Origin of the sequence: Achromobacter sp. ACM01 (assembly GCF_014851745.1) — a bacterium.
In the GTDB taxonomy this organism is placed as follows: Bacteria; Pseudomonadota; Gammaproteobacteria; order Burkholderiales; family Burkholderiaceae_B; genus Achromobacter; species Achromobacter aegrifaciens.
On the sequence record NZ_JACVAF010000002.1, the window covers coordinates 957,101 to 983,087 of the forward strand.

26 protein-coding genes are annotated in these 25,987 nt (G+C 65.1%); 9 read left to right on the forward strand and 17 right to left on the reverse strand.

Features of this window, described 5'->3' with window-relative positions; genetic code table 11:
* Positions 1-87 precede the first annotated feature (87 nt).
* The 7 genes from IB268_RS12780 to proC all read right to left on the reverse strand — a co-directional run bounded on the left by IB268_RS12780 (position 88) and on the right by proC (position 6,850).
* On the reverse strand, positions 88-789 hold the full coding sequence (locus tag IB268_RS12780) for an ABC transporter ATP-binding protein (protein WP_054454165.1): 702 nt from the start codon (positions 787-789) through the stop codon (positions 88-90).
* Positions 789-1,556, reverse strand: coding sequence for a high-affinity branched-chain amino acid ABC transporter ATP-binding protein LivG (gene livG, locus IB268_RS12785; protein ID WP_013393946.1), 768 nt, complete (start codon positions 1,554-1,556; stop codon positions 789-791). Before livG ends, IB268_RS12780 begins: the two co-directional genes overlap by 1 nt.
* Complete coding sequence (locus IB268_RS12790; protein WP_054454162.1) at positions 1,553-2,788, reverse strand: high-affinity branched-chain amino acid ABC transporter permease LivM; 1,236 nt, start codon at positions 2,786-2,788, stop codon at positions 1,553-1,555. The genes livG and IB268_RS12790 overlap by 4 nt, the downstream gene beginning before the upstream one ends.
* Positions 2,788-3,714, reverse strand: a complete 927-nt coding sequence (gene livH / locus IB268_RS12795; protein ID WP_054454161.1) for a high-affinity branched-chain amino acid ABC transporter permease LivH — start codon at positions 3,712-3,714, stop codon at positions 2,788-2,790. Before livH ends, IB268_RS12790 begins: the two co-directional genes overlap by 1 nt.
* A gap of 189 nt (positions 3,715-3,903) precedes the next feature.
* Positions 3,904-5,019: a high-affinity branched-chain amino acid ABC transporter substrate-binding protein gene (locus IB268_RS12800; protein WP_054454159.1), complete on the reverse strand. Its 1,116-nt coding sequence runs from the start codon at positions 5,017-5,019 to the stop codon at positions 3,904-3,906.
* A gap of 431 nt (positions 5,020-5,450) precedes the next feature.
* The gene (locus tag IB268_RS12805; protein WP_054454157.1) at positions 5,451-6,020 is read right to left on the reverse strand and encodes a queuosine precursor transporter; all 570 of its coding nucleotides are present in this window, start codon (positions 6,018-6,020) and stop codon (positions 5,451-5,453) included.
* On the reverse strand, positions 6,017-6,850 hold the full coding sequence (gene proC, locus IB268_RS12810; RefSeq protein WP_054454155.1) for a pyrroline-5-carboxylate reductase: 834 nt from the start codon (positions 6,848-6,850) through the stop codon (positions 6,017-6,019). Before proC ends, IB268_RS12805 begins: the two co-directional genes overlap by 4 nt.
* A gap of 193 nt (positions 6,851-7,043) precedes the next feature.
* Here proC and ugpB point away from each other — a divergent pair, with 193 nt between their 5' ends.
* The 4 genes from ugpB to IB268_RS12830 all read left to right on the forward strand — a co-directional run bounded on the left by ugpB (position 7,044) and on the right by IB268_RS12830 (position 11,449).
* Positions 7,044-8,357 (forward strand): sn-glycerol-3-phosphate ABC transporter substrate-binding protein UgpB, encoded by a 1,314-nt coding sequence (gene ugpB, locus IB268_RS12815; protein WP_054454152.1) that lies wholly within the window; start codon positions 7,044-7,046, stop codon positions 8,355-8,357.
* 198 nt (positions 8,358-8,555) lie between these two features.
* A complete protein-coding gene (ugpA, locus tag IB268_RS12820; RefSeq protein ID WP_054454150.1) occupies positions 8,556-9,437 on the forward strand; it encodes a sn-glycerol-3-phosphate ABC transporter permease UgpA in 882 nt (293 codons plus the stop codon).
* 21 nt (positions 9,438-9,458) lie between these two features.
* Positions 9,459-10,310 (forward strand): sn-glycerol-3-phosphate ABC transporter permease UgpE, encoded by an 852-nt coding sequence (gene ugpE / locus IB268_RS12825; RefSeq protein WP_013393954.1) that lies wholly within the window; start codon positions 9,459-9,461, stop codon positions 10,308-10,310.
* A 50-nt stretch (positions 10,311-10,360) separates the two neighbouring features.
* A complete protein-coding gene (locus IB268_RS12830; protein WP_054454148.1) occupies positions 10,361-11,449 on the forward strand; it encodes a sn-glycerol-3-phosphate import ATP-binding protein UgpC in 1,089 nt (362 codons plus the stop codon).
* An 82-nt stretch (positions 11,450-11,531) separates the two neighbouring features.
* On the opposite strand, the gene IB268_RS12835 is transcribed toward IB268_RS12830, so the two are convergent.
* The 5 genes from IB268_RS12835 to IB268_RS12855 all read right to left on the reverse strand — a co-directional run bounded on the left by IB268_RS12835 (position 11,532) and on the right by IB268_RS12855 (position 17,046).
* Positions 11,532-12,419, reverse strand: a complete 888-nt coding sequence (locus IB268_RS12835; protein ID WP_175213441.1) for a MipA/OmpV family protein — start codon at positions 12,417-12,419, stop codon at positions 11,532-11,534.
* Between the two features lie 61 nt (positions 12,420-12,480).
* Positions 12,481-13,575, reverse strand: a complete 1,095-nt coding sequence (locus IB268_RS12840) for a serine hydrolase (RefSeq protein ID WP_175160462.1) — start codon at positions 13,573-13,575, stop codon at positions 12,481-12,483.
* A gap of 149 nt (positions 13,576-13,724) precedes the next feature.
* A complete protein-coding gene (locus IB268_RS12845) occupies positions 13,725-15,017 on the reverse strand; it encodes an ATP-binding protein (RefSeq protein ID WP_192354345.1) in 1,293 nt (430 codons plus the stop codon).
* Entirely contained in the window at positions 15,010-15,711 is a 702-nt protein-coding gene (locus tag IB268_RS12850; RefSeq protein WP_082400978.1) for a response regulator, read from the reverse strand. The genes IB268_RS12845 and IB268_RS12850 overlap by 8 nt, the downstream gene beginning before the upstream one ends.
* Positions 15,712-15,918: 207 nt before the next feature.
* Positions 15,919-17,046 (reverse strand): branched-chain amino acid ABC transporter substrate-binding protein, encoded by a 1,128-nt coding sequence (locus tag IB268_RS12855; protein WP_192354346.1) that lies wholly within the window; start codon positions 17,044-17,046, stop codon positions 15,919-15,921.
* 315 nt (positions 17,047-17,361) lie between these two features.
* Here IB268_RS12855 and IB268_RS12860 point away from each other — a divergent pair, with 315 nt between their 5' ends.
* Complete coding sequence (locus IB268_RS12860) at positions 17,362-17,967, forward strand: alpha/beta hydrolase (RefSeq protein ID WP_054454834.1); 606 nt, start codon at positions 17,362-17,364, stop codon at positions 17,965-17,967.
* A gap of 65 nt (positions 17,968-18,032) precedes the next feature.
* On the opposite strand, the gene IB268_RS12865 is transcribed toward IB268_RS12860, so the two are convergent.
* The 4 genes from IB268_RS12865 to IB268_RS12880 form a co-directional block, all read right to left on the reverse strand.
* A complete protein-coding gene (locus IB268_RS12865) occupies positions 18,033-18,533 on the reverse strand; it encodes a Dps family protein (protein ID WP_192354347.1) in 501 nt (166 codons plus the stop codon).
* Between the two features lie 151 nt (positions 18,534-18,684).
* A complete protein-coding gene (locus tag IB268_RS12870; protein WP_192354348.1) occupies positions 18,685-19,635 on the reverse strand; it encodes a LysR substrate-binding domain-containing protein in 951 nt (316 codons plus the stop codon).
* Between the two features lie 80 nt (positions 19,636-19,715).
* The gene (recG, locus tag IB268_RS12875; RefSeq protein ID WP_175160458.1) at positions 19,716-21,806 is read right to left on the reverse strand and encodes an ATP-dependent DNA helicase RecG; all 2,091 of its coding nucleotides are present in this window, start codon (positions 21,804-21,806) and stop codon (positions 19,716-19,718) included.
* Positions 21,807-21,845: 39 nt separating this feature from the next.
* Positions 21,846-22,232, reverse strand: a complete 387-nt coding sequence (locus IB268_RS12880; protein WP_013393965.1) for a Rid family detoxifying hydrolase — start codon at positions 22,230-22,232, stop codon at positions 21,846-21,848.
* A 205-nt stretch (positions 22,233-22,437) separates the two neighbouring features.
* On the opposite strand from IB268_RS12880, the gene IB268_RS12885 reads away from it, so the two are divergent.
* Positions 22,438-22,605, forward strand: a complete 168-nt coding sequence (locus IB268_RS12885; RefSeq protein WP_125471830.1) for a YhfG family protein — start codon at positions 22,438-22,440, stop codon at positions 22,603-22,605.
* Positions 22,606-22,754: 149 nt separating this feature from the next.
* The gene (locus tag IB268_RS12890) at positions 22,755-23,204 is read left to right on the forward strand and encodes a Fic family protein (RefSeq protein ID WP_255510281.1); all 450 of its coding nucleotides are present in this window, start codon (positions 22,755-22,757) and stop codon (positions 23,202-23,204) included.
* Here IB268_RS12890 and IB268_RS12895 read toward each other — a convergent pair.
* Positions 23,201-24,115: a LysR family transcriptional regulator gene (locus IB268_RS12895; protein WP_054454131.1), complete on the reverse strand. Its 915-nt coding sequence runs from the start codon at positions 24,113-24,115 to the stop codon at positions 23,201-23,203. The two genes, IB268_RS12890 and IB268_RS12895, sit on opposite strands and share 4 nt — an antisense overlap.
* Positions 24,116-24,214: 99 nt before the next feature.
* Between IB268_RS12895 and IB268_RS12900 the strand changes: the two genes are divergently transcribed.
* Together IB268_RS12900 and IB268_RS12905 are read left to right on the forward strand one after the other, a co-directional pair.
* Positions 24,215-25,573 (forward strand): acyclic terpene utilization AtuA family protein, encoded by a 1,359-nt coding sequence (locus IB268_RS12900; RefSeq protein WP_192354349.1) that lies wholly within the window; start codon positions 24,215-24,217, stop codon positions 25,571-25,573.
* Complete coding sequence (locus tag IB268_RS12905) at positions 25,570-25,953, forward strand: hypothetical protein (protein ID WP_054454127.1); 384 nt, start codon at positions 25,570-25,572, stop codon at positions 25,951-25,953. The genes IB268_RS12900 and IB268_RS12905 overlap by 4 nt, the downstream gene beginning before the upstream one ends.
* Positions 25,954-25,987 lie beyond the last annotated feature (34 nt).

Consider the following 25,987-nt stretch of genomic DNA (forward strand, 5'->3'; position numbering starts at 1 on the left):
GCCCGCTGCCCCTTCCCCGCGCCAAACAGGCGAAAAAAAAGGCGCATTTTCCAATGCGCCCCAATTTCCCTTCGCGGGGAACAGCAATCAACCGCCCAGATACGCCTTGCGCACCTGGTCGTTGACCAGCAGGTTGGCGCCGGTGTCCTGCAACACCACGCGCCCGTTTTCCAGCACATAGCCGCGGTCGGCCACGCCCAGCGCCTTGTTGGCGTTCTGTTCGACCAGGAACACCGTCACGCCCTGTTCGCGGATCTCGCGGATGATGTCGAAAATCTGGGCGATCACCAGCGGGGCCAGGCCCAGCGTCGGTTCGTCCAGCAGCAACAGGCGCGGACGCGTCATCAGCGCGCGGCCGATGGCCAGCATCTGCTGCTCGCCGCCCGACATCAGGCCAGCGCGTTGGCTGGCGCGTTCTTTCAAGCGCGGAAACAGCCCGTACACGTGGTCGATGCCCGCCTGGATCTCATCGCGCTTGGCGAAGAAGCCGCCCATCATCAGGTTCTCGGCAACGGTCAGGTCCTTGAAGACCCGCCGCCCTTCCGGCGAAATGGCGATGCCATTGCGCATGATGTGGTGCGTGTCCTTGTGGGTGATGTCCTCGCCCTCGAACGTGATCGTGCCTTCGCGTGCCCGCGGGTTGCCGCAGACGGTCATCAGCAGCGTCGTCTTGCCCGCGCCGTTGGCGCCGATCAGCGTGACGATCTCGCCCTTGTTGACCTCCACCGACACCCCGTTCAACGCCTGGATGGCGCCGTAGTAGGTATGAATGTTATCCAGCTTAAGCATTACTCTTCCCCCAGGTACGCCTTGATGACGCGCTCGTCGTTGCGCACCTGCTCGGGGGTGCCGGTAGTGATGGGCTTGCCGTGCTCCATGACCAGGATGCGGTCGGAAATGCCCATGATCAGGCTCATGTCGTGCTCGATCAGCAGCACCGCGACGCCGAATTCGCGCCGCAACTGGTCGATAAGCGACTGCAGATCGCGCTTTTCCTGAGGGTTCAGGCCCGCCGCCGGTTCGTCCAGCATCAGCAGACGCGGCTTGGTGATCATGCAGCGCGCGATCTCCAGGCGGCGCTGGTGGCCGTAGGCCAGGTTGCCCGCCTCGCGGTTGGCGAACTCGCGCAACCCCATGAAATCCAGCCATTGCGCGGCGCGCGCCAGCGCGTCGGTCTCGGACTGGCGATAGGACTTGAGCTTGAGCAGGCCCGGCAAAAGCCGCGACTCCACCTGGGTGTGCTGCGCCACCAGCAGGTTCTCCAGCACGGTCAGCTGCTTGAACAGGCGCACGTTCTGGAACGTGCGCACCAGCCCATGGCGCGCCACCTTGTGGCTGGGCAGACCGGTGATGGCCTTGCCGTCCATGGTGATGTCGCCCGCCGTCGGCGCATAGAAGCCGCCCACGCAGTTGAACACCGTGGTCTTGCCTGCCCCGTTGGGGCCGATGATGGCGAACACCTCGTCGGATTTGACTTCGAACGCCACGCTGTCCACGGCCAACAGGCCGCCGAACCGCATGGTGAGCCCGGATACTTTCAGCAATGCCTCGCTCATTTAGCCAACTCCACATGGGGACGCTTCATGGGCAACAACCCCTGCGGACGCCACATCATCATCAATACCATCACCAGGCCGAACATCAGCATCCGGTATTCGGCGAATTCGCGCGCCACTTCCGGCAGCACCGTCAGCAGCACGGCCGCCAGGATCACGCCCACCTGCGAGCCCATGCCGCCCAGCACCACGATGGCCAGGATCAGCGCCGATTCGATGAAGGTGAAGGACTCCGGATTCACCATGCCCTGGCGCGCCGCGAAGAACGCGCCGCCAAAGCCGGCGAACATGGCGCCCAGCGTGAACGCCGACAGCTTGATCCGCGTGGGATTCAGCCCCAGCGAACGGCAGGCGATCTCGTCCTCGCGCAGCGCTTCCCATGCGCGTCCAACCGGCATGCGGATCAGCCGGGTGGAGACGAACAGCGTCACCAGCGCCAGCAGCAGAGCCATGAGGTACAGGTACACCACCATGTCCTGGTTCTGGAAATTCCAGCCCATGAATTCATGGAAAGTGGTGCCGCCTTCGGTGCTGGCGCGACGCGTCATTTCCAGGCCGAACACCGTCGGCTTGGGAATGCCCGAGATGCCGTCCGGACCGCCGGTCAGCGTGTTCAGGTTGATCAGCAAGAGGCGGATCATTTCACCAAAGCCCAGCGTCACGATGGCGAGGTAGTCGCCGCGCAACCGCAATACCGGAAAGCCCAGGATGAAACCGAACAGCGCGGCCATGGCGCCCGAGAACGGCAGCGCTTCCCAGAAGCTCCAGCCGCCCCAGTGGTACAGCAAGGCGTAGGTATAGGCGCCGACGGCATAAAAGCCCACGAAGCCCAGGTCCAGCAGGCCGGCAAAACCCACCACGATGTTCAGGCCCAGGCCCAGCATCACGTAGATCAGCACCAGCGTGGCGATGTCCACCGAGCTGCGCCCGGCGAAGAACGGCCAGATGACCGCGATGGCCAACAGCAGAATGGCGAGCGGCTTGTGGCTCTTGGCCGGCGCGGCCGGCAAGGTCGGCAGGCCCGTCTTCAGCTTCTGGAACGGCTTGGCGATCCAGGGGCGCAGCAACTGGAACACGAACACGATGGCGGCGGCAATCGCCACCAGCGACCAGTTCGATTCCATCGTGGTGCGGGCGCCCTGCCGGATCAGCTGCAGGCCGAAGACGGGGGTGACGATGACAGCCGTCAGCACGGCCGCCATCGTGGCGTTTTTCAGATTGTTGTTCGACATCAGACTTTTTCCACCTCAGGTTTGCCCAACAGCCCGGTGGGACGGAACAGCAGGATCAGGATCAGCAGCGAGAACGCCACGATGTCCTTGTACTGTGAGGAGATGTAGGCAGCCGCGAAGGTCTCGGCCAGCCCGAGCAGCACGCCGCCCAGCATGGCGCCGGGGATGCTGCCGATGCCGCCCAGCACCGCCGCGGTAAAGGCCTTGATGCCGGCAAGAAAGCCGATGAAGGGGTTGAGCTTGCCGATGGTGATGGCGATCAGCACGCCGCCCACCGCTGCCAGGATCGCGCCCATCACGAAGGTGAACGAGATCACGCGGTTGGTGTCGATGCCCAGCAGGTTCGCCATGTGCATGTCCTGCGAGCAGGCGCGCGAGGCGCGGCCCATGCGGGAATACTTGATGAACAGCGTCAGCCCGATCATCAGCACCACAGTGACCACGATGATCATGATGCGCGAATACGGCACGGTGACGTCGAAGTCGGAGCCCATGTGGAACTGCACGGCGCCGGACACCAGCGATGGCACGGCCATGTCGCGCGCGCCCTGGCCCAGGGCCACCCAGTTCTGCAGGAAGATCGACATGCCGATGGCCGAGATCAGCGCCACCAGACGGGGGCTGCCGCGCACGGGCCGGTAGGCGACGCGCTCGACGCTGAAACCGTAGATGCCCGTGACCACGATGGCCACGACCAGCATGGCCGCGATGATGAACGGTATCGGCAAGCCGCTATTGGTGCCGATGGCCGTCAGGGTGACCAGGCCGACATAGGCGCCGATCATGTAGATTTCGCCGTGAGCGAAGTTGATCATACCGATGATGCCGTAGACCATTGTGTAGCCGATGGCAATCAACGCATAGATCGCGCCCAGAGACAATCCGTTGAAGAATTGCTGGGTAAGTTGGGGTATGAGGTCAGACATTATTTCTCTTGCTCCAAATGGTTCCGGCCCCGGTGGAGAGACCCGGAGCCGGAAACCTGGGCGTATTTTATAAGGGCCTGGCATCTGCGCCCGCCGGCCGCACAGCGCTTTTGGCGCTTCGCTACGCGGATTACGGCAGAACGAGGACGACAGGCCCTACACGCCGGCGACGCCGGCGGGATCGCGAGTTTACAGCTGGGTCTTCTTGCCGTCCTTATCCCATTTGTAGACGGCGAACTCGAAGTTCTTCAGGTCGCCCTTGGCGTCGTACTCGACCGGGCCGATGCCGGTGGAGAACTTGGTCTTGTGCATGTAGTCAGCCACCTTGGCGGGGTCTTCGCCCACCGCGTTGATGCTGTCGGCCAGGATCTGCACGGCGGCGTACGCCGGCATCTGGAAGGCGCCGTCCGGATCGCGCTTGGCGTCCTTGAAGGCCTTCACGATGCTCTCGTTGCCGGGCAGCTTGGTGAAGTCGGCCGGCAGCGTGACCAGCAGGCCGTCGATGGCCGGGCCGGCGATCGCCACCAGATCCTGGTTGGCGGTGCCTTCCGGACCCATGAACTGGACCTTCAGGCCCTGTTCACGCGACTGGCGCAGCAACAGACCCAGTTCGGGGTGGTAGCCGCCGAAATAGACCAGATCCACGCCAGCCGACTTGAGCTTGGTGATGATGGCCGAGTAGTCGCTGTCGCCGACGTTGATGCCTTCGAACATGGCGACGTTCACGCCTTCCTTGCCCAGCGAATCGCGGACCTGGGTGGCCACGCCCGAACCGTAGGTCTGCTTGTCATGCAGCACGGCGACCTTCTTGGGCTTCAGGGTCTTGGCGATGTAGTTGGCGGCGTACGGGCCTTGCTGGTCGTCGCGGCCGATGGTGCGGAAGAAGAAATGCGGCTTGATCGTGTCGGTGACCAGCGGCGAGGTCGCGCCCGGGGTGATGCCGACGATGCCCTCTTCCTCGTAGACCTTCACGGCGGCCACGGTCACGCCCGAGCACGCATGGGCCACGGCGAACTTGGCGCCGGAATTGACCACGCGGTTGGCGGCCGGCACGGCCTGCTTGGGTTCGCAGCCGTCGTCGATGAGGATGGGTTCGAGCTTCTTGCCCTTGACGCCGCCCTTGGCGTTGATGGTCTCGATCGCGGTCAATGCGCCGGCCTGGATCTGGTCGCCGTATTGCGTATTGGGGCCGGTCATGGGCTGGGGAATGCCGATCTTGATCGTGTCGGCGGCGTGCGCGGCGCCAGCCAAGGCAAGTGCCCCAAGCGCCATGGCTACCGGGGTAAGGCGATTCAGAAACTTCATGCGGAGTTCTCCAGCGAGGTTTTGAGCGGCTCTGTCCGACGCGGTTTATCGGTTGGGTAATCCGTTAATCCTCGTCGCCCGTCGCCGGCTTCTTGGGCAAAAACACGGTGTGGCCGGTATTCTGAAAGCAAGCCGTCATACTGTCACTGCGTGTAATCCCCAATATTTAGGCGCGCGCCTTTAATCGTGACGGATAGCCGGGGCAAACCTCTGAAATCGTTGGAGAATCCGCAAGAAAATCGTATTTATCATCTGGCGCGCCACGCGAAATTGTGCTTCGAGATATATATCGCGGGCGATTAATACGCCGTTTAAAGACGCATTTAAATACAGTGCTTACGCAGGACTTACGGATAATAATTAACGTGCGTAGTTATTCACTGAATTCAAGCGCGGGGCGGCCCGAAAACCGCAGGCGCCCCGCCGCCTGGTCAGGCACTGGCCGGCTTGGCCAGATTCCACATCAGCGCGCGGAACGGCGCCAGCATGCTGATATTGACCGCGAGCTTGATCGCCAGGTCGCCCATCATCCATGTCATCCAGGGCGCGCCGGTGGCCGCGAATGCAACGCTGAAGAACACGGCCGTATCCAGGATGGCGCCGAGCACGCCCGACACCAGGGGCGCGCGCCACCAGCGCTGGTCGCGCAATCGGTCGAACACCTGAATGTCCACCAGTTGCGCGCAGATATAGGCCAGACCCGAAGCCAGCGCGATGCGCGGCGAGGCCACCCATACCGACACCACCAGGGCGGCGGCAAAGCCGAACCAGACCACCCGGCGCGCGGCCGCCGGGCCGAACCGGCGGTTCAGCACGTCCGTGACCAGGAAGGCGACCGGATAGGACAACCCGCCCCAGGTCAGCCAGTCGTTCAGCGGCACCTGCACCAGGATGTTCGAGCCGACCACCACCACCAGCATGCACAACACGGCAATGGCGAACTGCGGCCGGCTCATGAGCGCAAAGCGCCGGGAGCCTGTGCCCCCGTCCGTGGCCGTCATTTGCCGAACTCCTCCGCCAGCTCGCGCGAGCGTCGGGCGGCGGCCGCCATGGCGTCTTCGACGATGGCGGCAAACCCGGCCGCGCCGAACGCATTGAGCGCCGCCGCCGTGGTGCCGCCCTTGGAGGTGACACGTTCACGCAGGGTGGCCAGCGGTTCAGAGGACTCAGCGGCAAGGCGCGTCGCCCCGGCCAGCGTGCCCAATGCCAGTTGCTTGGCCTGTTCTGCCGTCAGGCCGACCTTCTGGCCGCCCGCCACCAGCGCTTCCAGGAACAGGAATACATAAGCCGGGCCGCTGCCCGACAAGGCCGTCACGCCATCAAGCGCGGCGTCATCGGCGACCCACACCACTTCACCCACGCTGGACAGCAATCGCGCCGCCAGGTCGCGGTCGGCAGCGTCCACCCCGTCCAGCGCCGCCAGGCCGGTAATGCCGGCGCCCACCAGGGCCGGCGTATTCGGCATGCAGCGCACCAGGCGCTTGAACGGCGCCTCGGGCGTCCCGAGCCAGGCCGCCAGCGTATCGGCGCGGATACCGGCCGCCACGCTTACCACCAAAGTGTCTTCGCGCAACCATTGACGCGTGGAAGCCACAACGTCCTTCATGTTCTGTGGCTTGACAGCGAACACCCAGACGCGGCACCGCGCCAGGGCCTCGCCCGGAGCCGTCGCGGTGGTCATGCCGCGGGCCTGCCAGGCAGCATGCGAATCCTGGTTTATGTCAATGACATGTATGTTGCCGGCGGCGCATACTTTGCCGGCCAGGCCCGAGGCCAGGGCAGCGGCCATATTGCCGCCGCCGATGAACGCAATCGAAAGTTCGTTTTTCATAGGAGCCGATTGTAAACGGGAGTTCTCGTTGGGAAAAAAAAGAAAAATGTTCGTTCGCGCCTAAAACGCGCAATTTGACAGGCGTTTGGAGTGATGTGAAAGTCACGGTTTTGTCACAAACAATTCATAAGGTGTCGTGTTTTCTGCGCCCGGACAACCCGGTCGCGTCACGCCCAACTGGAGGAACCTCTCTATGCGATCCCACCGTATTGCCTTAACCTTTGCCGCCATCATGACGGCTTTTGCAGGCGCCTCCGCGCATGCCGCCACCGAGATCCAATTCTGGCACTCGATGGAAGGCGCGCTGGGCGATCGCGTGAACGGCCTGGTCGACGAATTCAACAAAAAGAACCCCGACTACCAAGTCAAGGCAGTCTACAAGGGCAACTACGGTGAATCCATGAACGCCGGCATCGCCGCGTTCCGCGCCGGTAACGCCCCGGACATCCTCCAGGTGTTCGAAGTCGGCACCGCCACCATGATGTACGCCAAGGGCGCCATCAAGCCGGTGCAGCAGATGTCGGAAGAAGTCGGCAACCCGATCGATCCGAAGGAATTCATCGGCGCCGTGGCCGGCTACTACTCGTCGGCCGACGGCAAGCTGGTGTCGATGCCCTTCAACAGCTCGACCGTGGTGTTCTACTACAACAAGGACGCCTTCAAGAAGGCCGGCCTGGACGCCGACAAGCCGCCCAAGACCTGGGAAGAGCTGGCCGCCGCCGGCCAGAAGCTGAAGGCCGCAGGTCAGGAATGCGGCTACACCACCTCCTGGCCGTCGTGGGTCCAGCTGGAAACGTTCTCGGCCTGGCATAACGTGCCGTACGCCACCAAGGACAACGGTTTCGGCGGCCTGGACGCCCGCATCGCCATCAACACCCCGCTGCACGTGCGCCACCTGGAAAACCTGGCCAAGCTGGGCAAGGAAGGCATCTTCATGTACGGCGGCCGCGGCGACGAGCCGAACTCGCTGTTCATCAGCGGCAAGTGCGCCATGATCACCGGTTCGTCCGGCCTGCGCGCCAACATCGCCAAGAACGCCAAGTTCGAATTCGGCACCTCGACCCTGCCCTACTACGCCGACGTGCAAGGCGCGCCGCAGAACACCATCATCGGCGGCGCTTCGCTGTGGGTCTTCGCCAACAAGAAGCCGGAAACCTACAAGGGCGTGACCGCGTTCTTCAAGTTCCTGGCCAGCCCGGAAATCGCCGCCCGCTGGCACCAGCAGACCGGCTACGTGCCCGTCACCAAGGCTGCCTACGAGCTGACCAAGAAGGACGGCTTCTACGACAAGAACCCGGGCACCGAAGTCGGCGTCAAGCAGCTGAACGTCGAAACCACCGCGCAATCGCGCGGCCTGCGCCTGGGCTTCCTGCCGCAGATCCGTGAAATCGAAGACGCCGAAATCGAACGCGTCGTTTCGGGCAAGGTCAGCGCCAAGGACGGCGCCGACAACATCGTCAAGCGCGGCAACGAGCTGCTGGAAAAGTTCGAGAAGAGTGTAAAGTAACGCCCTTCCGCGATACCGGCCCGGTCCTGTCAATCGGTATTTTCCATGCCGTGACAAGGACTTGGGCTGTTTTGCGCCAGGCAGTACAAGGCTTAAGGCCCTGCGGTTTTTAGGGCTTTAAGCCTCTCGTATTTTACGAAGGCGGTTTCAGGCGGCGGTTACTCCAACCGCCGCTTTTCTGTACCTTGGGTTCCCCCTATGGAAAAACGTGTTGTATTCGGGCACAAGACCTTGCCCTATCTGCTGCTCCTGCCGCAGATCATCATTACCGTGGTCTTCTTCTTCCTGCCCGCCGGCCAGGCCATGTGGCAATCGCTGCGGCTGGAAGATGCATTCGGACTGTCCTCCGAGTTCGTCGGACTGGACAACTTCATGGACCTGTTTTCGCAACAGGCCTACCTGGATTCCTTCCGCGTCACCGCCGTATTCTCGATCCTCGTGGCAGTGGTCGGTTTGGGCGTGTCCTTGCTGCTGGCCGTCATGGCAGATCGCGTCATCCGCGGCGCCGGCCTCTACAAGACGCTGCTGATCTGGCCCTACGCCGTGGCGCCCGCCGTGGTCGGCGTGCTGTGGCTGTTCCTGTTTTCGCCTTCCGTCGGCATCCTGGCCGTGGCCCTGCGCCATGCCGGCGTCGACTGGAACCCGCGCCTGGACGGCAACCAGGCCATGACCCTGGTGCTGATCGCCGCGGTGTGGAAGCAGGTGTCGTACAACTTCCTGTTCTTCCTGGCCGGCCTGCAATCGATTCCGCGCTCGCTCATCGAAGCCGCCGCGATCGACGGCGCAAGCCCGTCGCGCCGCTTCTGGAGCATCGTGTTCCCGTTGCTCTCGCCCACCACGTTCTTCCTGCTGGTGGTCAACATCATCTACGCCTTCTTCGACACCTTCGCCGTGGTGGACACGACCACGCAGGGCGGTCCGGGCACGTCGACCTCCATCCTGGTCTACAAGGTGTACAGCGACGGCTTCCGCGGCCTGGACCTCGGTTCGTCCGCGGCGCAGTCGGTGGTGCTGATGTTCATTGTGATTGCCTTGACGGTCGTGCAGTTCCGCTACGTCGACCGCAAAGTGCAGTATTGATTTTGTCCGAGGCTATAAACAATGGTTGAACGCCGTCCCTGGCTGGATATTCTGGCCCACGTCATTCTGCTCTGCGGCGTGGCGATGGTGGCATTTCCGCTCTACGTCACTTTCGTCGCGTCCACCCAGACCGCGCAGGAAGTGGCGTCCGCGCCGATGTCCCTCATCCCCGGCAAGCATTTCGTCGACAACTACATGCAGGCGCTGTTCGGCGGCTCGTCCGGCGGTTCGTCGGGCGCGCCCGTGGGCCGCATGATGTACGTCAGCCTGATCATGGCGCTGGCGATTTCCATCGGCAAGATCGCCATCTCGCTGCTGTCGGCTTTCGCGGTGGTGTATTTCCGCTTCCCCGGCCGCATGTTCTTCTTCTGGATGATCTTCGTCACCCTGATGTTGCCGGTCGAAGTCCGTATCGCGCCCACCTACAAGGTGGTGGCCGACCTCGGCCTGCTCAACAGCTACGCCGGGTTGACCTTGCCGCTGATCGCCTCGGCAACAGCCACCTTCCTGTTCCGCCAGTTCTTCCTGACGGTGCCGGACGAGCTGATCGAGGCCGCGCGCATCGACGGCGCGGGTCCGGTGCGCTTCTTCCGCGACGTGCTGCTGCCCTTGTCCAAGACCAGCATCGCCGCGCTGTTCGTAATCCAGTTCATCTACGGCTGGAACCAATACCTGTGGCCGCTGCTCGTGACCACGCAGGAAGACATGTACCCCGTCGTCATCGGCATCAAGCGGATGATCAGCGGCGGCGACAGCGTGACCGAATGGAACATCACCATGGCCACCGCCATGCTTGCGATGATCCCGCCCGCGCTGGTCGTCATCCTGATGCAGAAATGGTTCGTCAAGGGTCTGGTCGACACTGAAAAGTGACGGTCACCCGCCCTCGCCCACCCGAACACGACTCCGAACACGAATAACTCATGGCTACTCTCAGCTTTCGCAACGTCAAGAAAACCTATGCCGGCAATGTGCCGGTCATCCATGGCATCGACATGGACGTCAAGGACGGTGAATTCATCGTCATCGTCGGCCCCTCGGGCTGCGGCAAATCCACGCTGATGCGCATGGTCGCCGGCCTGGAAACCGTCACCGGCGGCGAAATCGTCATCGACGACAAGGTCGTAAACAACCTGGAACCCGCCGAGCGCGACATCGCGATGGTGTTCCAGAACTACGCGCTCTACCCGCACATGACCGTGTTCGAGAACATGGCCTACGGCTTGAAGATCCGCAAGTTCTCCAAGGACGAGATCAAGAAGCGCGTGGACGCGGCCGCGCAGATCCTGGAACTCGGTCACCTGCTGGACCGCCGCCCGCGCGCCCTGTCCGGCGGCCAGCGCCAGCGCGTGGCCATGGGCCGCGCCATCGTGCGCGAACCCAAGGTGTTCCTGTTCGACGAACCGCTGTCGAACCTGGACGCCAAGCTGCGCGTGGCGATGCGCCTGGAAATCATGAAGCTGCATCGCCGCCTGGGCACCACCAGCCTGTACGTGACCCACGACCAGGTCGAGGCCATGACGCTGGCCCACCGCATGATCGTCATGTACCAGGGCGTGCCCGAGCAGATCGGCACGCCGATGGAAGTGTTCGAAAAGCCCGCCTCGACCTTCGTCGCCGGCTTCATCGGTTCGCCGCCGATGAACCTGATGGAAGTCAACGTCGCGGGCGACGGCACGGTGCAGACGCTGGACGGCATCGCGCTGGACATCTCGCCGCTGCAGGTGCCCTCGCAAGTGCGCGGCCGCAAGATCATCATGGGCATGCGTCCCGAGCACATGCTGCTGAACACCCAGGGCGTGCCGGCCGAAGTCGAAATGGTCGAAACGCTGGGTTCCGAACAGCTGGTCCACAGCCGCTGCGGCAAGAACATGCTGGTCGTGCGTTGCACCACGCGCCAGCTGTCCGAGTCGTCGGCCAAGGTCGGCGACCGCGTCAGCCTGGGCCCGGACGGCCGCCATCCGCTGCACTGGTTCGAGGCCGACAGCGGCCGCCGCGTGCAAGGCCTGTAAAGCCATCGCTGGACGGAAGCGGCGGCTGCGCCCGCCCGCTTCCGTCTCACCCGCTCCCGGCCGGGAACGGGCTTCCCCCCGATCAATACGTGTACGTCATCATGGTGCCGATGGTGTACTGCGCACGATCCCGCACGATGGGACTGTCCGCCGCGTCGCCGTACAGGCGCCGCGCTTCCGCCGACGTGGTCCACGACCAGGACTTGGAGAGCGGCACGGCCCAGGTCGCGCCCAGGCCCACGCTTTCCAGACCGCCCTTGGGCGTGTACTTGCGATAGCCGGACTTTGCCGACTGGTTGCCGCTGACGCCATACCAGGTGCGCATGTAATTGCCGTCGCCGAAAGTGCCGGACAGCGCCAGCGAAATCGCCCCGGCGCTACCCTCGTACACGGTGGTGCTGGCTCCCAGGTTGAACATGGTGTAAGCGCTGCCTACGTCGCGGTTGTCGCCCTTCTTGAATGCATGCGCCACCGTTGCCGACAGGGTCACTGGGCCTATCGTCGTTTCAGCGTCCATACCGATCTGCGCGCGGCTTTCGATGTCGCCCATGCCGCGCAGCTTGTCCGAGCCCTGGAACCCCTTCTTGTGGTCCTTGCGCGAAGCGCTGGGCGCAAGATAAAAGCGGAACGTGCTGTCCAGGGCCTGGGTTTCCCAGCCCAGGCCGTGGTCGGTGCTGAGGAAGAAGCCACCGGGGCTGCGCACGCCCAGGCCGATGATCGGCACGGCGGAATACTCGTCGCTGCCGCTGTAGCGCGGCGCGTAGCCCGCGCCCAGCGTGCCGTAGAACAGCCATTCGTCGGCCGGCCCCTCCCCCGTCGCCACCGTCAACCCGCGCGAGCTGGCCCCGCGCTGGCCGTAGACGGAACTGTTCGCAGCGTCATCGGCCAGGGACAGTCCCGGGACTAAAGCCAGCAGGCAAGCAGCGCCGGCGCCGCGCGTAAGCAGGGTGGAACGGATTTTTCGCTTCATAACAGCTTCCAAGAAACGAGGTTGAGGGGGGGTAAAACCGTGGAGCCGGGAACGGCCCCATCTATTGGGTGATTGCGCCCTGCTTGGCCTGGCGCATCAGCGCCATCGCCATCGTCGACACCGAGGCCACCAAGGACTCGCTGGTGTCGGAATTGCTCATGACCAGCACCGCCAGCTTGTCGCGCGGCGCCAGCACCAGACGCGAATGGAAGGCTTCAGTGGCGCCGCTATGCAGGCGCAATGGCGTGCCGGCGATATCGTCGCCACAGGGCGCAGCGAGCCAGGACAAGGCCAGGCGGCATTCCAGCGCCAACCCGCCTTCCACCGTTTCCATGTCGAGCACGGCGCGGGCCGAGTCGGCATTCAGCACGCGTCGGCCTTGGTAAAGACCGTCGGCAAAAAGCATGCTGGAGAAGCGCGCCATCTCCGAAGTGCTGAGCCAAAGGCCGTCGGCCGCTTCGTTGGGCTGAGGCGCTTCGGTCCAGGGCGCGCCGCGACGGTAGCCCGAGGCGCGCAGTTCGAGCATGCGCGGATCGGGATGGAACCCGGCGCGCGGCATGTTCAGCGGCTGCAGGATGGTGCGGCGCACGTAGGTGTCGAACGGTTCGCTCGCCACATGCGCAACCATGTCCCCCAGCAGGGCGTAGGCCATGTCAGCGCGCGCGCGTCCCATGGTGTCTTCCAACGATCCTGGGTGCACGGCCAGCAGATTGCGGGCGGTGAAGGGATGCGTGCCCAGCCATTGCATGGCGCCGCGGCGCGGCTGGATGTCCCAATCGGGTAGCGCCTGCGAGGCCGGCTGGTCCAGCGCCAGACGCCCGTCATCGGCGGCGCGCAGCACGCCCGCGGCCGTGACGATTTTGGTGATGGTCCCTACGCGGTACAGCGTGTCGCTGGTGGCGCTGCGGTGGCGCAGCGGGTCCGCGTAGCCGAAGCCCGTGCTCCACACCACGCGCTGGTCGTCGACGATTGCGATCGACAGGCCCGGCACGTCGGAAGCGTCCATGTCATAGGGGATGCGCTGGGCCAGGTAGCCCACCACCGCCTTGTAGTCGCCCTGGGCGATCGGCGGCGGCGCGTCGGGAGGAACGCCCTGGCAACCGCCCGCGGCGACCAGCAACATACCTACGGCAACCAGGCGGCTTAGGGAAAACATGGCTGGCGGCAAGACCTCTGAAGAGAACTGCCGTCATGCTATCCAGGCGCCTGCCCGCGATCTTTCCCGCTTTGTATGGAGTTTGTGAAGATTGCGGCGGCGGATTGTGAAGTTTGTTTACGTTGTGCCGCGCCGCACCCCGCCAGGCTTCAGGCGGTCTTCCAGGCAACCACGAAACGCGCGCCGCCCAAGGGGCTGTCGCTTGCCTGCACGGTCCCGTTGTGCCAGCGAGCCACCCGGCTCACGATGGCCAGGCCCAACCCCACCCCGCCCGTCCCGCGGTCGCGGCTTTCGTCCAGGCGGATGAAAGGTTCGAAGATCCGCTCGCGGTCGGCAGGCGGGATGCCGGGGCCGTCGTCGTCCACGATCAGCACGTACTCGCGCGCGCCCGGGCTGATTAAGCTGACCTGGACCTGCCGGCCGGCATGCCGGATGGCGTTCTGCAGCAGGTTGAGCAAGGCGCGCGTCATGTAGCGTTGGTGCAAGTGCACCTCGGGCACCTGGCACAGTGCCACTTCGCAGCGCACGCCCGACACGCCGGCCTCGAAGCCGGCATGCTGCACCACCGAATCCAGCCAGCCGCGCGCGTCCTGCGGCTGCAGCGCCACGCCGTCGCCCTTGTGTTCCAGGCGCGCGTACATCAGCAATTCCGAGGCCATGGCGTCCAGTTCGGCCACGTCGCTCTTCATTTCCTCGACCAGGCGCTTGCGTGCGGCCGGGTCGTCCTCGCGGTCCATCATGTCCAGTTCGAACGACAGGCGCGCGATCGGCGTGCGCAGCTCGTGCGACACGGCATTGGTCAGGTCGCGCTGGTTGCCCACCAGCGCGCTGATGCGGTCTGACATCTGGTTGAAGGTGTCGCCCAGGTTGCGGATGCTGGAATGGCGCGACAGGCGCGCCCGGGCTTGCAGGTCACCCTGGCCCATGCGCAGGGCGGCGGTCTTCAGGGCCTCCAGGTCGCGCCAGATGGGCAGCGCCCACACCAGCATGAAGGCGCACAGCAACAGGCCCAGGGCGGAATACACCGCGGCCATCAGCCAGGGGCCGATGTCCGGCTCGGGCGGCAGCTTGACCTCCAGCCATTGCCTGCCCGGACCGGGAATCGCCGCCACAAAGGTCTGCTGCTTGTCGCGCACGAAGAAACTGCCGGACTCCACCATGGCGCGCTCGTCCTCGGTGGCGCCGTAGCTTTCGGCGTCGACCACCTTGAGCGCCAGGCCGTAGTACGGCGCCAGCGCGTCGCGCACGTGCGCCTCGCGCTCGGATGGCGGCACGCGGCTCAGTTCCTGCACCAGGCTGTGGATCTGGCCCCGCACCGCTTCGCGCGCGTAGGCGTCGCTGACGGGTTCGAAGAAGTAGTTGGCGGATCGGTCCACGACTTCGTTGGAAATGACGAAGCCCACCGCCAGCACCACGAACAGCCGCAGGACAAACTTAAGCATCACCGCCCTCGTGCGCCTTGGGCGAGAACAGATAGCCCTTGCCCCACACGGTCTTGATGCGCGCCGGATCGCGCGGGTCGTCATCCAGCTTGCGCCGCAGCTTGCTGACGCAGACGTCGACGCTGCGGTCCAGTCCGTTGAATTCGATGCCGCGCACCGCATTGAGCAAGTCGTCGCGGGTCAGCACCTGGCCGGCCTGGCTGGCCAGCGCCCAGAGCATCTCGAACTCCATTGTGGTCAGGTCCACTTCGGAACCGGCATGCACCACGGCGCGCGTACGCCGGTCTATGACCAGCGGACCGAACTCCAGGCGCTCCGGCGGCTCGTCCAGCTGGCTGTGCCGGCGCAGCAGCGCCCGTACCCGCGCCAGCAGCACGCGCGGCTCCACGGGCTTGATGACGTAGTCGTCCGCGCCCGACTCCAGGCCCAGGATCTGGTCCAGGTCGTCCTCGCGGGCCGTCAGCATGAGGATGGGGGCTGATGAAAACGCGCGCAGATCACGGCAGACCTGCAGGCCGTCACGGCCGGGCAGCATCAGGTCCAGAATGGTAATGGCCGGGTCATGCCTGCGGAATGCCTCCACCGCGTGATCGCCGCGGTAGGCCTGGGCAACATGGAAACCGTGCTGCTCCAGGAACTGCGCGATCAGGCGCGATAGTTTCGGATCGTCTTCGACTAACAAGGCCTTGGTCATGGTGTCCAGACAGAAAAAGTGAGGTCGATGGCGCCGCATTCTACGCAAATGCGGCGGGCGCGCGTTCGACCGGAACGCGCCGAGCCGGTTCCCGGGCCGTCGGAAGAACAAAAAAACCGGGCCGGAAGACTGTCGCTTCCGGCCCGGTTTCCTGCGGAACCGCCAGGGGGTCCGCCGGTCTCGCGGGCCGGCGGCCCGCGCCTGGACTTACTTGTAGACGGTCTTGGAACCGTCCTTGTGCCAGGTGAACACGTCGAACTGGAAGTTCGTCAGGTCACCCTGCTTGTTCCAGGACACCTTGCCGATCGGCGTATCGAAGGAATTGGCGTGCAGGTACTTGGCGACCTTGGTCGGGTCGTCGCTGCCAGCGCCCTTGATGCCGTCCGCGATGACCTGGGTGGCCGTGTAGGCGGTCATCTGGAAGGCGCCGCTGGCGTTGCGCTTCTTGGCTTCGAAGGCCTTGACGATGTCGGCGTTGGCGGCGTTCTGGGTGAAGTCGGCCGGCAGCGTCAACAGCATGCCTTCGACGGCGTCGCCGGCGATGGCGTTGATGTCGGGGTTGCCCGTGCCTTCCGGGCCCATCCACTTGGCCTTCACGCCCTGTTCAGCCGCCTGGCGCAGCAGCAGGCCCATTTCAGGGTGGTAGCCGCCGTAATAGACAAAGTCCACGCCCTGGCTCTTCAGCTTGGTGATGACGGCCGAGTAGTCGCTGTCGCCGGCGTTGATGCCTTCGAACACGGCGACGGCCACGCCGTCCTTCTCCAGGTCGTTCTTGACCGCGGTGGCGATGCCCTGGCCGTAGGACTGCTTGTCATGCAGCACGGCGACCTTCTTGGGCTTGATCTTGTCCAGGATGAACTTGGCGGCGGCAGGACCTTGCTGGTCGTCGCGGCCGATGGTGCGGAAGATGAACTCGTAGTTCTTGCCGTCGGTCAGGGCCGGCGACGTGGCGGACGGCGTGACCATGACCACGCCTTCATTGTTGTAGACGTCGGCGGCGGCGATGGTGGCGCCCGAGCAGACGTGGCCGACGACGAAACCGATCTTGCTGTTGACCACGCGGTTGGCGGCGACCGGGCCTTGCTTGGGTTCGCAGCCGTCGTCGATCACGACGGTTTCCAGCTTCTTGCCGTTGATGCCGCCGGCGGCGTTGATGCGCTCGACTGCGGTATCGACCCCTTCACGGACCATATCGCCATACTGCGTGACCGCGCCGGTGGTGGGGCCGACGACGCCGATCTTGATGGTTTGCGCTTGCGCTCCCGAGGCAAACGCCAGACCGGCTGCGACGCCCAGCGCTGCAATGACCGGGGTCAGACGAAATACTGGCTTCATGTGTGGACTCCTCTAATGATTTGTAATCGTTAGTTTTTGCACCGGGTCGGACGCCGGATCATCTCCAGGCCAAGCATGCCTGCTGGACTGCCCTTTGCAGGGGTTTCGGCCCTGGTCACGCCCGGTTGCATTGCGATTGCACGGCAAGCATACACTGAAAAATTGCCCTTCTAAGACCAGTTTTCGACCACTTTGATACCCGTCCGATTATTGCGCTGCGGCATTGTTCGGGGTGCGCCCTTATGCCCGCTGGCGTATATGCAAAAGACGATTTATTCGTTTGCGTTACTAAGGCCGCGCGGCATCATGGCCGCCATGAGACTCCAACCGATCATCGTCCCCGGATGGAAAAACTCCGGACCGCAACACTGGCAATCGCGCTGGATGGCCCTGCTGCCGCATGCGCGCCGCGTCGAGCAACGCGACTGGGAACATCCGGCTCCCGGCGAATGGATCGCGGCGCTGGCGACCGAGGTGAACGAGGCCCGCAGCCCCGTGCTCCTGATCGCGCACAGCCTGGGTTGCCTGATCAGCGCCGCCCTGCCGGTGCCGCTGCGCGCCAAGGTCGCGGGCGCGCTGCTGGTGGCGCCTGCCGACGTGGAACGCGAAAATGCTCCCGCCTGTTTGAGAAGCTTCGGACCTGTGCCACGGCATTCCCTGCCCTTCCAAAGCGTGGTGGTGGCGAGCGACGACGATCCCTATTGCCAGCTGGAACGCGCCCGCGCGTTTGCGCGCGATTGGGGCAGCCGGCTGGTGGTCGTGCCGGGCGCTGGCCACATCAACGCCGAGAGCGGCCTGGACGACTGGCCGCAGGGCCTGAAGCTCCTGGGCGCGCTGCGCCGGCGCGCGGTGTGGCGGGTGACGCCGCCGCCCGAGCGGATCGCGCCCATACCGGCACGGCCGCTGTCGCATCAGGCCTGACTCATTTCCAATGCTGAAAAAAACGGAGCCGCGAGGCTCCGTTTTTCATGTGGCGTCGGCCGCTATCACTGCAGCAGGCTGCGCAGCATCCAGGCATTCTTTTCGTGCACGTCCAGGCGCTGCGTCAGCAGGTCGGCCGTGGGCTGGTCGTTGGCGGCATCGGCCTTCTCGAAAGCGGCGCGCGCCGTCTTGGCGACGGATTCGTTGGCGGTCACCAGCAGACGCACCATTTCCAGGGCTTCCGGCACCGAGTCCGGCTCGGCGATGGAGGACAGCTTGCTGAATTCGCGGTAGGTGCCCGGCGCGTAGTGGCCCAGCGCGCGGATGCGCTCGGCGATGCTGTCCAGCGCGTTCCACTCTTCCGTGTACTGGGTCATGAACATCAGGTGCAGCGTGTTGAACATCGGCCCCGTGACGTTCCAGTGGAAATTGTGCGTCATCAGGTACAGCGTGTACGAGTCGGCCAGCAGCTTGGACAGTTCGACGGCGACTGCGGCGCGGTCCTTGTCCGAGATACCGATGTTGATGCGCGGAACGCTGGAGGTCTTCTTGGGGGACTTGGCCATTGCTAGCTCCTAGGGATGAATGTGCGAAACAAGGATAACACTGCAAATACGGCGAAATGCCGCAATATCCGCCGCTTTTATCAATCAGTCCTGCGACCTTTTGACGCGGCGCAAACCGCGCGCGCGAAGCCGCCTGAAAGCGGCCCGGGAATCAATCCTGCACTGCCGCGACCTCGTCGGTCAGCATCTTCACGCCGGGCAGCTCGCAGGCATAGACCGCTTGCGCCAGCGCCTCGATGGCGGCCAGCCGCGGGAAACTGCGGCGCCAGGCCAACACCACGCGGCGCTCCGGCACGTGGCCGTCAAATGGCAGATAGCGCAGCAGGCTGTTGGAAGGCGGCTGCTCCGGCACCGCGGTCACGGGCAGCACGGTCACGCCGATGCCGGCCGCGACCATGTGGCGGATGGTCTCGAGCGAGGAGCCTTCGAAGGTGCGCTGGATGCCGTCGCTGGCCGCCGAAAAGCGCGACAGCTCGGGACAGACTTCGAGCACCTGATCGCGGAAGCAGTGGCCGCTGCCCAGCAGCAGCATGGTCTGCTGCTTCAGGTCCTGCGCGTCGATCGCCGGGCGCCGGGCGAGCTCGTGGTCATTGGGCACGGCCACCACAAAGGGCTCGTCGTACAAGGGTTGCATGACCAGGCCGGCCTCCGGCAGCGGCAAAGCCATGATGGCGCAATCGATCTCGCCCTGGCGCAGCAGCTCGACCAGGCGCACCGTGAAATTCTCCTGCAGCAGCAGCGGCATCTGCGGGGTGCGGCGGATCTGCTCCGGCACCAGCCGCGGCAACAGGTACGGACCTATGGTGTGGATGACGCCGACGCGCAAGGGGCCGGCCAACGGGTCGTGCCCCTGGCGCGCGATCTCCTTGATGCTGGCGCTTTCTTCCAGCACCTTCTGCGCCTGCGCCACGATGCGCTGGCCGATGGGGGTGACGCCGACCTCGGCGCCGCCACGCTCGAACAGCGTCACGCCCAATTCGTCCTCGAGCTTGCGTATCGCTACCGAGAGCGTGGGCTGGCTGACGAAACAGGCCTCGGCCGCCCGGCCGAAATGCCGTTCGCGCGCAACGGCGACGATGTACTTGAGTTCGGTGAGAGTCATGGTGGACTACGCCCCCGGGGGTTATGCCCCAGCCTTGCGGCTGGCGCTTGCTAGATTAAGGTTGGCGGCTGGCTGCATGGTCAGGTGCGCAGGAAATCCTCGCGCCCGCGCATCCAGCGCGCCAGGTGCGCCTCGACCGCGGCCGGATGTTCGGCGCGCAGCCAGACCGCGGCATCGCGCGCGTCTTCAGCAATGGCCGCGTCCGTTTCCAGGTCGGCGAAGCGCAGCAGCGCCATGCCGGACTGGCGCGTACCCAGGAACTCTCCCGGACCGCGCTGTTCCAGGTCACGGCGGGCGATTTCAAAACCGTCCGAGGTCTCGAACATGGCCCGCAGGCGTTCGCGCGCCACTTGCGACAGCGGCGTCTGATAGAGCAGCACGCAGACCGATTCGGCGGTGCCGCGCCCTACCCGGCCGCGCAGCTGATGCAGTTGGGCCAGCCCGAAACGCTCGGCGTGTTCGATCACCATGAGCGAGGCGTTCGGCACGTCCACGCCCACTTCGATCACGGTGGTGGCGACCAGCAGGTCGACTTCGCCATCGCGGAAGGCCTGCATCACGGCGGCCTTTTCGGCTTGCGGCAGCCGGCCGTGCACCAGCCCGATGCGCAGGTCCGGCAGGTCGACCCGCATGCCTTCGTAGGTGTCCACGGCGGTCTGGAGTTCCAGGGCCTCGCTTTCCTCGACCAGCGGACAGACCCAGTAGGCCTGCTGCCCGCCGCGCGCGGCCTGGGCAATGTGGGCGATGACTTCCTCGCGCCTTGCGTCCGACACCAGCTTGGTCAGCACGGGACTGCGCCCCGGCGGCAGCTCGTCGATGACGGACACGTCCAGATCGGCGAAGAAGGTCATGGCCAGCGTGCGCGGGATCGGCGTCGCGCTCATGTTGAGCTGGTGCGGCACGTTGCGCCCGCGCACCGTTTCGCCCTTGCGCGTCAGCGCCAGGCGCTGTCCGACGCCAAACCGGTGCTGCTCGTCCACGATGGACAAGCCCAGGCGGTGGAATTCGACGTGATCCTGGATCAGCGCCTGCGTGCCCACGACCAACTGCACGCTGCCGTCAGCGGCGGCGGCCGCCGCTTCACGGCGCGCTTTGGCGGACAGGCTGCCGCTCAGCCAGGCCACATTCACGCCCAATGGCTGCAGCCACGACACCAGTTTGCGGAAGTGTTGCTCGGCCAGAATTTCGGTGGGCGCCATCAGCGCCACCTGTGCGCCGCTGGCGATGGCCTGGGCGGCGGCGATGGCCGCCACGACCGTCTTGCCGCTGCCCACATCGCCCTGCAACAAGCGATGCATGGGATACGGCTTGGCCAGATCGGCGGAGATTTCCTGAACCACGCGCTCCTGCGCGCCAGTCAGTTTGAACGGCAAGGTTTCGTACAGCCTGGCGACCAGGCCGCCGGCCTCGTTGCGCACGGGCAGCGACTCGGCTTCCTTTATCCGGCGCGCGGCCCGCGCGGCCGCCAGCGACAATTGCTGCGCGAGCAGTTCATCGAACTTGATGCGCCGCCAGGCGGGATGCACGCGGTCCAGCAAGGCCTGCTCGGACTCGCCCTGCGCAGGCGTATGCAGCGCGCGGATGGCTGGCTCGAACGGCGGCAGGTCATAGCGCGCCCGCGCCTCGTCGGGCAAGGTGTCGGACAGGTCGGCGCGGTCCAGCGCCTGCGCGATGGCGCGGCGCAACGTCAGTTGCGGCAGCCCTTCGGTACTGGGATAGACCGGCGTGAGCGCCGTGGGCAGCGGCGCATCGGCATTGGTCATGCGCGGATGCACCATCTCGCGCCCGAACAGGCCGCCGCGGACCTCGCCGCGCGCACGCAGGCGCTTGCCCACGGTGACTTGCTTCTGCTGGCTGGGGTAGAAGTTCAGCCAGCGCAATTGCAGTTCGCCGCTGTCGTCCGCCAGCGTGGCGGTCAGCTGGCGCCGGGGCCGGTAGAGGACCTCGGATTTGGTGATCTCGCCCTCGACCTGCCCGGCAAAACCGGGCCGCAGGGCGCTGATCGGCATGATGCGGGTTTCGTCCTCGTAGCGCAGCGGCAGGTGCAGCACGAAGTCCTCGGGCAGCACCAAACCCAGGTTACGGAGCTTGCGCTCCGTATCCGTCATTGCACGGCCGGCGCCTTTGTTGTCGGCGCCGGATCGCTTGGAAGCCGCGGCTGCGGCCGGCATGAAGAAACGAACCCCTGGATCGAAAAGTCCGGACGGGCCTTACAGGACCAGGATGGCTTCGACTTCGAACTGCGCGCCCTTGGGCAGGCTGGCCACGCCGATGGTCGAGCGCGCCGGGAACGGCTGGGGAATGATCTCGGCCATGATGGCGTTGGCGGCCGTGAACTTGCCCAGGTCGGTCAGGAACAGTGTCAGCTTGACCACATTGTCCAACGTGCCGCCGGCAGCCTTGATGACTTCCTGCATGTTGGCGAAAGCCTGACGCACCTGCGCATCGAAGTTCTCGGAGACCAGGTCGCCAGTGCCCGGCTCCAGGCCGATCTGGCCCGAGAGGTAGACAGTCTTGGTGCCGCTTACGGCAACCGCTTGCGAGTAAGGGCCTACCGCGGCGGGCGCGGTGTCGGTATGGATGATTTGCTTGCTCATGGGCGGAATCCTTCGAAAGTCGGATAGAAACTACAACTATCGAAGTTTATCCAGCAATAGACATTTGCGAAAGTGGCTGGATGCCGTAGGATGGGCGCACGACGGAATATAAGGGCTTCCCGCAATGCTGAGCCGGCCAAGTCCTATGTGCGCTTCGGTGTAATCACGCTTATACCTCCGCAGCTTCTCAAATGAGGCGTTTCCCTTGAAAAACACCAGCCTCCAAGCCAAGTTGGATTATTGGGCAAAGGTGCGCCGCTCCAACTACGCAGCTAGCCTGCGCCTCGAAGGTTACCCAGCCACGCCCGCCCACGCGCAGCGCGAACTGCCCTCCCGCGAAGCCGTGTTGCGCGCCTATCGCAAGCCTGCCTGACATTGGACAAGTACGGCGCCGGACAGGATCCGTACTGCTACCCAGGCAGTCTCGCGCTGCGCAACTGACTGAACATCTGGGACGATGCGCTGCTCGCGCAGGCTGAGCAAGAGCTTTCCGAGATCGCCGCCAGCCAGATCGATCTTTTCCTGCCTCCCTACGACCTTGCGTACCTGAAGCGACTCCATCGCACGCTCTTTCAGGATCTCTACGACTGGGCGGGCGAGTTGCGCACCATCGATATCTCAAAAGGCGGCACGCGCTTCTGCAATACAAGCAGGATCGAACCCGAGGCCGACAAGATTTTCGCGGCCCTGGCGCGGGCCAACTGGTTCAAGGAGCTGCCGCGCTCCGCGCTGATCGCCGAGGCAGCCGTCGCCTACGGCGACTTGAACATGATCCACCCCTTCCGTGAAGGCAACGGGCGCGCTCAACGTCTCCTGTTCGAACACCTCATCATCAATGCCGGCTACGAGATCAGTTGGTGGTCAGTGGAGCAACGGGAATGGGTCGACGCCAACGTCGCCGCCGTGATCTGCGACTACGCGCCGCTGGAGGCGGTGTTCCAACGCTGCGTCGGCCAGCCGATAGCCGGCTAATCCAAACCAGGCAATCCCGGGCTATCGATATCCCCCCGATGCTCCCGCAACAGGTCGTACAGGGCCTGCGCCGCTACCGATAGCGTGCGGCCTTTGCGCCGCACCAGGTAGAGCGGCCGGGTCAAGGCCTTGCCCGCCAGCGGCACGATGCGCAAGTCGGCGCCGCCGAAATGGAACAGCGTCATCGCCGGCACCACCGAGATGCCCAGCCCCGCGCGCACCAACCCCGTTGCCGTGGCCAGGTGCTCGACCTCGAACACCGGCGCCGGTGCGTCGGCCCCCAAGGCCGCGTCCAGATGCTTGCGCACGCTGCTGCCGCGCGCAAGCTGGATCATGGGATAGCGCAGGATGTCGCGCAGCCGGGCGCGGCCCGCCCCTGCCAGCGGATGATCGGCGCGACAAACCAGAAAATAACGGTCCGCATGCAGGAACTCGCTGTCCAGGTCGTTCATGTCCGGCCGTCGCGAGGCCACCGCAAAATCCACCTGCCCTGCCTGCACCAGGTCCAGGCAGGGATCCAGCAGGGCATCGCGCAGGTCCACCGTGATGCCTGGATAGGACTCGCGAAAACGCGCCAGCAGCCCCGGCAGCCAGCCGGCGGCAAGCGAGGGCAAAGCCGCCAGCGCCACCCGTCCGCGACGCCTGGCGGCGTGGTCGCGCAGATCCTCCATGACCAGGTCCATGTCGGCCAGCAGCCTGCGCGCCGTCGCGTCCAGCACTTGCCCCTCGACCGTCAGCTCCACATGGCGCGTGTTGCGGTCGAACAGGCGCATGCCCGCGCTGTCCTCCAGTTGGCGGATCAGGGCGCTGAAGGCCGGCTGCGTCAGGTGGCAGCGTTGGGCCGCCCGGGTGAAGTGTTTTTCGTCGGCCAGGGCCACGAACGCGCGCAATTGCCGGGCAGACAGATTCATGGCTTTTCTCTATGAATTGATCTGATCTTTCTATTTTACTGATGAGCCGAGCGTGCCTATAGTGGGCCTCAGACACCTAGACCCCTGCCCTGACTCCGTATGTCCCTAGCCCCCCTCCACATAGGCTGCGCCTCCGGGTTCTCCGGCGACCGCAGCGACGGCGCCGCCGCCGTGGTGCGCACGCTGATCGCCCGCGGCGGCGGCGTGCTGATTTACGAAACGCTGGCCGAGCGCACGCTGGCGTTGGCCCAGTTGGCCCGCAACGAAGACCCGGAGCGCGGCTACGAGCCCTTGCTGGACGAACTGGTCGGCCCGGTGCTGGCCGACTGTCTGCGCCACGGGATCCGCATCGTCGGCAACTTCGGCGCGGCCAACCCTGCCGCCGCGGCCCGGCGCATTGCCGCGCTGGCCCGGCAGCAAGGCCTGCCCGCGCCGCGCGTCGCAGTGGTACATGGCGACGCGCTCTCCAGCGATGCGCAACGCGAACTGCTGCGCCAGCGCCTTGGCGGCGCGCTGGATGGGCGGGACGTGGTCAGCGCCACCGCCTACCTCGGCGCCGCCGAGATCGCAGAGGCGCTGCGGGCCGGCGCGCAGATCGTGGTCGCGGGCCGCGTGTCGGACCCATCGCTCACGCTGGGCCCGGCGCTGGCCCATTTCGGCTGGGCCATGGACGATTGGCAGCGCCTGGGCCGTGCCACCATGGCCGGCCATATGCTGGAGTGCGGCCTGCAGGTCAGCGGCGGCTACTTCTGCGTGCCCGGCTTGAAGGATGTGCCAGACGTGCACGCCGCCGGCTTTCCCATCGCCGAGATCGATGCGGATGGCGAATTCGTGATCGGCAAGGCCGACGGTACCGGCGGCATGGTCGATGCGCGCACCGTCAAAGAACAGCTGCTGTACGAAGTGCACGATCCCGCGCGCTACCTGACGCCGGACGTCGTCGCCGACCTGAGCCGCGCCGAGGTGGCCGAACTGGGCGGCGATCGGGTGGCGGTGCGCGGCATCACCGGCCACGCGCGTCCCGCCGAACTCAAGGTCAACGTCTGCTACCGCGGCGGCTGGCTGGCCGAAGCCGAGATCTCCTATGCCGGGGTGCAGGCCGAAGCACGCGCCCGTCTGGCCGCCGATATCGTGCGCAAGCGCCTGGACCCGGCTCTGCGCCTGCGCGCCGACCTCATCGGCGCCATCAGCATCCTGGGCGATGACGCCGGCAGCATGCTGTCCGCCCTGCCCGACGGCCATGCGCGCGACGTGCGCCTGCGCGTCGCGGCCGAACACATGGACCGCAAGCTTGCCGAAAGCGTGCTGCGCGAAGTGACTGCCCTGTATACCTGCGGCCCGGCCGGCGGCGGCGGCGTGCGCACCGCGTTGCGCCCGCGCCTGAACATGCTGTCCTGCACCCTGCCGCGCGACGCCGTGCCCAGCGGCTGGACCTTCCTGGAGGAAGCCCCGCAATGAATCCGCCGCTGATCTCGGTCCCCCTGTACCGCCTGGCGCACAGCCGTTCCGGCGACAAGGGCGACATCTCCAACCTGAGCCTGATCGCCTGGGATCCGGAATGCTACGACGTGCTGGATGCACAGGTCACCGAGGCCCGCGTCGCCGACTGGTTCGCGTACCGCCGCCCCAGCCGCGTCACCCGCTACGCGCTGCCCACGCTGCATGCGATGAACTTTGTGCTTGAAGGCGTGCTGGACGGCGGCGTCAACGATGCCCTCAACCTGGACACGCACGGCAAGAGCCTCTCTTTCAGATTGCTGGACATGACGGTCGAAGTCAGCCCTGCGCTGGCCAGCCGTCTGCCCGACATACCCGGCGACCGTCCCGCGGACGCCTGATTTCGATTCCTATAAAAATCCACAGGAGACACAC

Excerpts from the sequence above, each read along its gene's own strand:
- IB268_RS12780 (WP_054454165.1), bottom strand. The coding sequence starts at position 789 with ATGCTTAAGCTGGATAACATTCATACCTACTACGGCGCCATCCAGGCG.
- IB268_RS12860 (WP_054454834.1), top strand. The coding sequence starts at position 17,362 with ATGAGACTCCAACCGATCATCGTCCCCGGATGGAAAAACTCCGGACCG.
- ugpA (WP_054454150.1), top strand. The coding sequence starts at position 8,556 with ATGGAAAAACGTGTTGTATTCGGGCACAAGACCTTGCCCTATCTGCTG.
- IB268_RS12870 (WP_192354348.1), bottom strand. The coding sequence starts at position 19,635 with ATGACTCTCACCGAACTCAAGTACATCGTCGCCGTTGCGCGCGAACGG.
- IB268_RS12855 (WP_192354346.1), bottom strand. The coding sequence starts at position 17,046 with ATGAAGCCAGTATTTCGTCTGACCCCGGTCATTGCAGCGCTGGGCGTC.
- IB268_RS12835 (WP_175213441.1), bottom strand. The coding sequence starts at position 12,419 with ATGAAGCGAAAAATCCGTTCCACCCTGCTTACGCGCGGCGCCGGCGCT.
- IB268_RS12805 (WP_054454157.1), bottom strand. The coding sequence starts at position 6,020 with ATGACGGCCACGGACGGGGGCACAGGCTCCCGGCGCTTTGCGCTCATG.
- IB268_RS12845 (WP_192354345.1), bottom strand. The coding sequence starts at position 15,017 with ATGCTTAAGTTTGTCCTGCGGCTGTTCGTGGTGCTGGCGGTGGGCTTC.
- IB268_RS12880 (WP_013393965.1), bottom strand. The coding sequence starts at position 22,232 with ATGAGCAAGCAAATCATCCATACCGACACCGCGCCCGCCGCGGTAGGC.
- proC (WP_054454155.1), bottom strand. The coding sequence starts at position 6,850 with ATGAAAAACGAACTTTCGATTGCGTTCATCGGCGGCGGCAATATGGCC.
- ugpE (WP_013393954.1), top strand. The coding sequence starts at position 9,459 with ATGGTTGAACGCCGTCCCTGGCTGGATATTCTGGCCCACGTCATTCTG.
- livH (WP_054454161.1), bottom strand. The coding sequence starts at position 3,714 with ATGTCTGACCTCATACCCCAACTTACCCAGCAATTCTTCAACGGATTG.
- ugpB (WP_054454152.1), top strand. The coding sequence starts at position 7,044 with ATGCGATCCCACCGTATTGCCTTAACCTTTGCCGCCATCATGACGGCT.
- IB268_RS12850 (WP_082400978.1), bottom strand. The coding sequence starts at position 15,711 with ATGACCAAGGCCTTGTTAGTCGAAGACGATCCGAAACTATCGCGCCTG.
- IB268_RS12905 (WP_054454127.1), top strand. The coding sequence starts at position 25,570 with ATGAATCCGCCGCTGATCTCGGTCCCCCTGTACCGCCTGGCGCACAGC.
- IB268_RS12830 (WP_054454148.1), top strand. The coding sequence starts at position 10,361 with ATGGCTACTCTCAGCTTTCGCAACGTCAAGAAAACCTATGCCGGCAAT.
- livG (WP_013393946.1), bottom strand. The coding sequence starts at position 1,556 with ATGAGCGAGGCATTGCTGAAAGTATCCGGGCTCACCATGCGGTTCGGC.
- IB268_RS12840 (WP_175160462.1), bottom strand. The coding sequence starts at position 13,575 with ATGTTTTCCCTAAGCCGCCTGGTTGCCGTAGGTATGTTGCTGGTCGCC.
- recG (WP_175160458.1), bottom strand. The coding sequence starts at position 21,806 with ATGCCGGCCGCAGCCGCGGCTTCCAAGCGATCCGGCGCCGACAACAAA.
- IB268_RS12865 (WP_192354347.1), bottom strand. The coding sequence starts at position 18,533 with ATGGCCAAGTCCCCCAAGAAGACCTCCAGCGTTCCGCGCATCAACATC.
- IB268_RS12900 (WP_192354349.1), top strand. The coding sequence starts at position 24,215 with ATGTCCCTAGCCCCCCTCCACATAGGCTGCGCCTCCGGGTTCTCCGGC.
- IB268_RS12800 (WP_054454159.1), bottom strand. The coding sequence starts at position 5,019 with ATGAAGTTTCTGAATCGCCTTACCCCGGTAGCCATGGCGCTTGGGGCA.
- IB268_RS12895 (WP_054454131.1), bottom strand. The coding sequence starts at position 24,115 with ATGAATCTGTCTGCCCGGCAATTGCGCGCGTTCGTGGCCCTGGCCGAC.
- IB268_RS12790 (WP_054454162.1), bottom strand. The coding sequence starts at position 2,788 with ATGTCGAACAACAATCTGAAAAACGCCACGATGGCGGCCGTGCTGACG.